Consider the following 6,000-nt stretch of genomic DNA (forward strand, 5'->3'; position numbering starts at 1 on the left):
CGCTGTGATCCGCACCGAGTCCGTCCGAGTCCGTGCTGTGATCGATCTGTGTCTCGGTGATCGTTGGCTGATTCCCGGCCAAGTCTGCCGTAGGGCACTGACACGTCAAGCGCGGTGCCCGTTCCGTGACCGTCTGCGAAAGAAGCGTCGCGGAAGCGTTACAGGTGCCGTACGAGCGGTACACAGAATTTGCACGCCGACACCCTGGACAGGTTTCATGGCCGGTCCATCTCACTTCCATCTCGGGCCGGAGCCTTGCGCGAAGCCTGTAGCGTGGCCCGACGGAGACCGTAACAACCACCGCGCAGACCGCGGGCAGAAACGACGGCGAGGACTGATGGCACAGCAGCAGCGCGCTCAGGGCCCGTCCGACCCCGAGGCGACTGGCGGCGGTATGTCAGATGCGCCGGAGATGTGGGGTAACGGCGGACTTGTGGGGGATGGCCGATACCGGCTGACCCACAGACTAGGCCGGGGCGGCATGGCCGAGGTGTTTGCGGCCGAGGACGTGCGCCTCGGGCGCACCGTCGCGGTCAAACTGCTCCGCTCCGACCTGGCCGAGGACCCGGTGTCCAAGGCCCGCTTCACGCGTGAGGCGCAGTCGGTGGCCGGACTCAACCACCACGCCGTCGTCGCCGTGTACGACTCGGGCGAGGACGTCGTAGGCCACGCGACCGTGCCGTACATCGTGATGGAGCTCGTCGAGGGCCGCACGATCCGCGACCTGCTGATCAACGCCGAGGCCCCCGGGCCCGAGCAGGCGCTGATCATCGTGTCCGGTGTCCTGGAGGCGCTCGCCTACTCGCACCAGCACGGCATCGTGCACCGCGACATCAAGCCGGCGAACGTGATCATCACGAACACCGGTGCGGTGAAGGTGATGGACTTCGGCATCGCGCGCGCTCTGCACGGCGCGCAGTCGACGATGACCCAGACCGGCATGGTCATGGGCACACCGCAGTACCTCTCCCCGGAGCAGGCCCTCGGCAAGGCCGTCGACCACCGCTCCGACCTGTACGCGACCGGCTGTCTGCTGTACGAACTGCTCGCGCTGCGGCCCCCGTTCACCGGCGAGACGCCGCTGTCGGTGGTCTACCAGCACGTCCAGGACATCCCGGTGCCCCCCTCCGAGGTCGCGCAGGGGGCGCCGCCGGAGCTCGACGGGCTCGTCATGCGCTCCCTCGCGAAGGAGCCGGACGACCGGTTCCAGACCGCCGAGGAGATGCGCGGCCTGGTCCAGTACGGGCTGCAGATGCTGTACGACCAGGGCGGGCACACCGGCACCTGGAACACCGGCCCGGTTGCCATGCACGAGGGGTTCCACACTCCGGCGTCCGGCTTCGCGGGTACGACCGCGCTGCCGCACCCCGGTGAGTCCGGCACCACACAGATCCCGGCGCCGATCATCCCGCCGTACGGCAGCGGCGGGGACGACGGCGGCTTCGAGGGGCACGGCAACCACGGCAGCGGCCGCGGCAAGCTGTGGATCCTCGCGGTCCTCGCGGTGATCGCGATCGCGGCGGGCGTCGCGCTCGCGCTGCACAACACCAGTGGCACCGGTGGTGGCGGGAGCGGTACGACCCAGTCGCCGACCACCACGCCGTCGGCCAAGGACGACCAGCCCAGCGCGAGTCCCAGCGACAGCGCCACGGACACTCCGACGGACGACTCCACGGACGACAACACCAGCTCGGGCGGCGGTTCGAACTACACGCCTTCGTACACGCCGTCCCCGAGCTACAGCAGCCAGCCCTCGGACCAGCCGTCGGACCCGGCCACGGCCACGACGCCGACGGACACGACGCCTTCGGACCCGGCGACCGAGAGCCAGGATCCGACGACGCCGGCCGATCCGACGGACGGCACCGACGGCGGCGGCGACAGCCAGGGCAGCTCGCAGAACCCTTGAGGGACACCGACGGAAACGCCCCCCACGCGCGCGTGAAGCCCGAAACGGGCGCCACGCGCGCGTGGTGTTTCCCTCCCCCCGGTCGCGGTGTTCGCGCCCCGGCCGCTGTGTCTCCCCCGACCGGTGTCGGCGATCAGCCCGCGAACGCCTCGCACACCGTGTCGTACTCCCGCGTCCACCACACCGCCAGCGCCGAGGCCGCCGGGAACTGCGGATCGGCGCGGGTGTCGCCGCGCTCGTAGTGCCAGCGCAGCATCCAGAAGTCGTTGAGGCGCTCCCACCACACCCGGTGCACGGCGGCCGCCAGCTCGGCGGGGCCGGCGCCCGCGGTACGCCGGTACGCGCGCGCGTAGGCCCGTACCTTCGCCAGGTCCAGCGCGCCGACGGGACGTACGAAGAAGATCACCGCGGCGCGTACGGCCTCCTCGGCGCGGGGATGGACGCCCAGCCGGTCCCAGTCGACGATCGCGGCCGGTTCGCCGTCGCGGTAGAGCAGGTTGAAGGGGTGGAAGTCGCCGTGCACCCAGCCCACCGAGCCGCCCTGCGGGGGCCGTCGGTCGGCATGCCGTTCCAGCAGGGCGCGCCGCTCCAGGAGCCGGTGCCGGGCCAGCTCGTCGAAGGCGTCGTACGGGCGGTGGCGGCGTACCCGGGCGAGCAGGCGGTCGATGAGTGCGAAGGTGTCGGCGGGGTCGGCTCCCCGGGCCGGATCCACCCCTTCCGCCGCCGCTGAGCCTCCCGCGCCGGCCCCCGCCGAGCCTCCCCTTCCCGCCGGGCCTTCCGTCGCCCCGGTGACGTCGGCCGGTCTCGCCGGGGTGCGGCCCTGCGTCGGCATCACCCGCTCCAGGCTCGCGTGGACGACACCCAGGAGCGCCCCCAGCCGTGCGCACTGCTGCGTGGTGAGCTGGCCGCCGTGCCGGTGCCGGCCGTCGATCCAGGGGTGCAGCGCGTACGCGTGGCCCCCGATGACGGCGACGGTGCGCCCGTCGGTGCCGGTCAGCGGCGGGGCGACGGGGACGCCGAGGTCCGCGAGACGCAGGGTCGCCCGGTGCTGGCGGGCGATCGCGACCGGGTCGGCGGTCTCGGGGTCGAAATGGTGCTTGAGGAAGTAGCGGCCGCGGGTGGTGCGCAGCCGGTAGCTGCGGTTGAGCAGCCCCTGATCGACGGGGTCGCAGGTCAGCGCGGACCCGGCGGCGTACTGGCGGAGGAGGGCGCCCAGAGGGGGCGCGTGAGACACCGGGGGTGGTGCGGATAGGCGCGGCACGCGCCAGATGCTAGGGCACGAGCCGGGCCTCTGACCTCGCGTTTGTCACAGACAGTCGTCTTCGATCACGGGACAGTCACAGGGTGCGCCGGAACTGGCGTTCCATGGCATCGTCCGCGGAATGGACGGTGGAGAACTGGGGCTCGATGCTCAGATGGACCGGGTCGAAGGGCTCGCCGTCCATGAACCGCGGCGCGGGTCCGAACAGCTCGCGCTGGGACTCGGTCGGCTCCACGGCCTCGCACCGGCCCACGATCTGTACGGACCACACGCTCTCGCCGGGCCCTGCCGAAGCCAGGTTGTCGGTGCCGTAGGCGACGACGCTCCCGAGGCAGGCCCGGTGGTAGCCGCAGCCCCGGTGCAGGCGCAGCAGGACGCGGCCGTCCACCACGATGTGGCGGGCGAGGGCGAGGAAGGGCATGGCACGCAGGCTGGCCGCCAACCGGCCGTGGTCGGTTCGGCCGAGGAGTTCCACGGCGAGCTCTTCGTCGATGGGCATGCCTCCAATTTCCGACACCCTGAAGGCCCCGAAAAAGAGGCACCCGCCCCTTGAAGAGGGGCCAAAGGTCCCGAATTGCAAGTAGGGCGGTATCGGCGGCGCCGCACTCAGCGGCCCGTGTTCTTCGGTGCCGCACTCAGTGGTGCTGCTTCTCCGCCTGGATGCGCGCCACATAGGCGGCGGCCTGGGAGCGCCGTTCCATACCCAGTTTGGACAGCAGGCTCGACACGTAATTCTTGATCGTCTTTTCGGCGAGATGCAGACGCTCGCCGATCACACGGTTGGTGAGCCCCTCGCCGATCAGGTCGAGGACCTTGCGCTCCTGCTCGGTGAGGTGCCCGAGCTTGTCGCCGTTCCTGGCACCGCCGCCGCCGTGTCGCAGCCGCTTCAGGACCTGGGCGGTGGCCACGGGGTCGAGCAGCGACCTGCCGGCCGCGACATCGCGTACGGCCGAGAGCAGTTCGGCGCCGCGGATCGCTTTCAGCACATAGCCCGACGCGCCCGCCATGATCGCGTCGAAAAGCGCCTCGTCGTCGGCGAAGGATGTCAGCATCAGGCACTTGATGTCCTGATTCTGCGACCGGATCTCGCGGCAGACCTCCACTCCGCTGCCGTCCGGGAGCCGTACGTCCAGGACCGCGACGTCCGGGGCCGCGGCCGGGATCCGCGCCAGCGCGTCGGCCGCCGTGCCGGCCTCGCCGACGACCTCGATGTCGTCCTCACCCGAAAGCAACTCATGGACACCACGGCGTACCACTTCGTGATCGTCGAGGAGAAATACGGTAATTTTTCGGCTTTCGGGCACAAAGTCAGTGTCACACGCCACCCTTGGCTCTGCCCGGGGTGAACTCTTCCCGTGCCCGGGGTGACCGGGATAACGTGCCCGTGTTCCGGCCCCCTGCGAGGCTGTGACCAGTGCTGTGACCAGCGACTGTTCCCGACCTGCGTGCATTACTTGGAAATCCGACTAATAAATAGTGGGAAGTCCAAGCAAAAACGCAGGTCAGGAGGGGTTTCACAGAATTGTGGAGCACTGGGTAACGTGGCCGTTGCAGGGCGCTCGCCGGGGCACCTGTCACGCCTGTTCCCGGCCGAGTGCACCCACCCCGTGCACGGGTACTTGGAACAGGCGAGCCGCACTGGCCACCCGGCAACCCCGGGGGCCGGACCGACGGAGGAGCACACGTGACCGTGGAGAGCACTGCCGCGCGCAAGCCGCGACGCAGCGCCGGTACGACCGCTGCGAAAAGCGGCGCCAGTACGACCGGTACGAAGAGCGCCGCGACCAAGCGCACCAGCGCGGCCGGCAAGAAGTCACCGGGCGTACCCGGCGCACCTGGCGCATCGGGCCCCGGTCCCGAGCTCGTCCAGCTGCTGACGCCGGAGGGCAAGCGGGTCAAGGACGCCACGTACGACCCGTACGTCGCCGACATCACCCCCGAAGACCTGCGCGGTCTGTACCGGGACATGGTGCTGACCCGCCGCTTCGACGCCGAGGCCACCTCCCTGCAACGCCAGGGCGAGCTGGGCCTGTGGGCCTCGCTGCTCGGCCAGGAGGCCGCCCAGATCGGCTCCGGGCGGGCCACCCGCGAGGACGACTACGTCTTCCCGACCTACCGTGAGCACGGCGTCGCCTGGTGCCGCGGGGTCGACCCGACCAACCTGCTCGGCATGTTCCGGGGTGTGAACAACGGCGGCTGGGACCCGAACAGCAACAACTTCCACCTGTACACGATCGTCATCGGCTCGCAGACGCTGCACGCCACCGGCTACGCCATGGGCATCGCCAAGGACGGCGCGGACTCGGCCGTGATCGCGTACTTCGGGGACGGCGCCTCCAGCCAGGGCGACGTCGCTGAATCGTTCACCTTCTCCGCGGTCTACAACGCCCCGGTCGTGTTCTTCTGCCAGAACAACCAGTGGGCGATCTCCGAGCCGACCGAGAAGCAGACCCGCGTCCCGCTCTACCAGCGCGCGCAGGGCTACGGCTTCCCGGGCGTCCGGGTCGACGGCAACGACGTCCTGGCCTGCCTCGCGGTCACCAAGTGGGCGCTGGAGCGGGCCCGCCGCGGCGAGGGCCCCACCCTCGTGGAGGCGTACACCTACCGCATGGGCGCGCACACCACCTCCGACGACCCGACCAAGTACCGGGCCGACGAGGAGCGCGAGTCGTGGGAGGCGAAGGACCCGATCCTGCGCCTGCGCACGTACCTGGAGGCTTCAAACCACGCGGACGAGGGATTCTTCGCGGAACTTGAGGCCGAGAGCGAGGCGTTGGGCAAACGAGTACGCGAAGTCGTCCGCGCCATGCCGGACCCGGACCACTTCGCC

Annotated in this window: 5 protein-coding genes; 2 read left to right on the top strand and 3 right to left on the bottom strand. The window is 70.2% G+C overall.

From position 1 onward, the window contains the following. Nucleotides 1-337: 337 nt before the first annotated feature. On the top strand, nucleotides 338-1,909 hold the full coding sequence (locus tag AQJ27_RS48555; RefSeq protein WP_079065882.1) for a protein kinase domain-containing protein: 1,572 nt from the start codon (nucleotides 338-340) through the stop codon (nucleotides 1,907-1,909). Between the two features lie 133 nt (nucleotides 1,910-2,042). On the opposite strand, the gene AQJ27_RS48560 is transcribed toward AQJ27_RS48555, so the two are convergent. From AQJ27_RS48560 to AQJ27_RS48570, 3 genes are all read right to left on the bottom strand, one after another. Continuing rightward, the gene (locus AQJ27_RS48560; RefSeq protein ID WP_067384815.1) at nucleotides 2,043-3,143 is read right to left on the bottom strand and encodes a phosphotransferase; all 1,101 of its coding nucleotides are present in this window, start codon (nucleotides 3,141-3,143) and stop codon (nucleotides 2,043-2,045) included. Between the two features lie 103 nt (nucleotides 3,144-3,246). After that, complete coding sequence (locus AQJ27_RS48565) at nucleotides 3,247-3,669, bottom strand: pyridoxamine 5'-phosphate oxidase family protein (RefSeq protein ID WP_067384818.1); 423 nt, start codon at nucleotides 3,667-3,669, stop codon at nucleotides 3,247-3,249. A 136-nt stretch (nucleotides 3,670-3,805) separates the two neighbouring features. After that, complete coding sequence (locus AQJ27_RS48570; RefSeq protein WP_067384820.1) at nucleotides 3,806-4,474, bottom strand: response regulator; 669 nt, start codon at nucleotides 4,472-4,474, stop codon at nucleotides 3,806-3,808. Between the two features lie 380 nt (nucleotides 4,475-4,854). Here AQJ27_RS48570 and pdhA point away from each other — a divergent pair. Beyond that, nucleotides 4,855-6,000: pyruvate dehydrogenase (acetyl-transferring) E1 component subunit alpha (gene pdhA / locus AQJ27_RS48575; protein ID WP_067384823.1), on the top strand; the 1,146-nt coding region annotated here is incomplete at its 3' end.

Source organism: Streptomyces olivochromogenes (genome assembly GCF_001514115.1).
Taxonomy (GTDB): Bacteria; Actinomycetota; Actinomycetes; order Streptomycetales; family Streptomycetaceae; genus Streptomyces; species Streptomyces olivochromogenes.

Coding starts and splice junctions, on each gene's coding strand:
- AQJ27_RS48555 (WP_079065882.1), top strand. CDS start 338: ATGGCACAGCAGCAGCGCGCTCAGGGCCCGTCCGACCCCGAGGCGACT.
- AQJ27_RS48565 (WP_067384818.1), bottom strand. CDS start 3,669: ATGCCCATCGACGAAGAGCTCGCCGTGGAACTCCTCGGCCGAACCGAC.